The sequence below is a fragment of the Actinophytocola sp. NPDC049390 genome (assembly GCF_044466355.1).
Lineage (GTDB): Bacteria > Actinomycetota > Actinomycetes > Mycobacteriales > Pseudonocardiaceae > Actinophytocola.
On sequence record NZ_JBITMQ010000050.1, the window covers coordinates 1 to 1,501 of the forward strand.

General features: G+C 65.8%; 1 protein-coding gene. It reads right to left on the reverse strand.

What is annotated here, in order from left to right; all coding sequences use genetic code 11:
* Positions 1–34 precede the first annotated feature (34 nt).
* Positions 35–1,357, reverse strand: a complete 1,323-nt coding sequence (locus tag ACIBVP_RS45720) for an IS4 family transposase (protein ID WP_396112827.1) — start codon at positions 1,355–1,357, stop codon at positions 35–37.
* Positions 1,358–1,501: the final 144 nt, after the last annotated feature.

The following is a 1,501-nucleotide window of genomic DNA, read 5'->3' on the forward strand; positions in this document are numbered from 1 at the left end:
CCAATGCCGTTCAGTTAGGGCGTGGGTTGGGCTGTCAAGGGTCGGCTGGGGTGGTGATGTTGATGCTGATGGTGGCCTTGTAGCTGTTCCGGTCGATGGTGCCTTTGGCGTTGTATTTGGAGATGGCTCGTTTGACCACGCGTGGTGCGGTGCGGATGCGTCGGTCGGGCATGAGGTGGGCCAGCACGAGTCGGCCGATGCGGCCGATGAGGTCGATGTCGTTGTCGGCGATCACGGCGGCGGCCTGGGTGACGAGGTCGCGGGCGGCGTTGAGGGCGATGGTGAAACAGGCCCGGTCGGGGTCGATGTCATGGTGGGTTGTGGTGGCGTCGGCCATGGCTAGGCGTAGCAGTTGGTAGGTGATCAGCAGGGCGTAGGCCTCTTGCATCACTCCGGTTGGGGTGCGGGCGCGCAGGACCCGGCCGCCGAGGATGGTGGATTTCAGTTCCAGGTAGGCGGTTTCGATTTCCCATCGCTGGTGGTAGAGCACGATCAGCTCACCGGCCGGGTAGCGGTGGTGATCCAACAGGGTGGTCGCGAGCCGGTAGATGCTGGTGCGGCGACCGGTGCGGGTAGTGATGGCGATCTCGGCCTCGATGATGCGGACTGTCGTCCCGCCGAGCAGGGACAGGTAGGAGCCGTCCGGGTAGCGGTTGAGCATCGGCATGACCCGCTTCTCCCGACAGCGCACCAGAACTTGGGTGCCGGTCGCGGCCAGGGTGGCGATGAGGTCACGACCGGCGAAGTTGCGGTCGGCCAGCAGGAGCATTCCCGCGTGCAGGGCGCGGGTGAGCTGGCGGGCGTGGGTGAGTTCACCGCTGCTGGTCGGACCGAACACCGCGTCGATGATGGTGCGGGTGCCGCAGGCGACCAGCGCGGTCAGCCGCAGCTGCGGATAGCCGGAACCGCCGTTGTTGCAGCGGTGTTTGCGGTACTCGGTTACGTTGGCCGGGCTGTCGGCAACGCTCATGACGGTGCCGTCGATCGCGCAGACCAGCAGGCCACGCCAGCGGGCACCAGGCGTGGCGATACCCGGGGCCGGGCCGCGCAGCAACTCGAACAGCCATCGCAATGGCGCGGTCCCGACTCGACGACGGGCTTGACTCAGCGCGCTGCTGGTCGGATTGGCCACGGGCAGGCCGTGCAGTCCGGACACCAGCCGGTGCCATACCTGCCGGTAGCCAAGTTCCGGAAACAAGCACGCGGCCAGCAGCAGGTAGACCACCACCCGCGAGGGCAAGTCCCGGATCCGCGACTGTGTTCGACGGGTGATGGCCAGCGCCTCATCGATCATCTCGAACGGCACCAACTGGGTCAGCTCACCCAGATGCCCCGGCGCGAACGGCCCCTGGGCCACAACAACTTCACAGGTACTGACAGACTGAGTATCCAACGGGGTTCCTGCGAACATCGATCTTGGTCGACGCTGTTCTAGCAGGAACCCCGTTGCCTATCTCAGCCGCCTTGACAACCCACCCACCGCCCTAACTGAACGGCATTG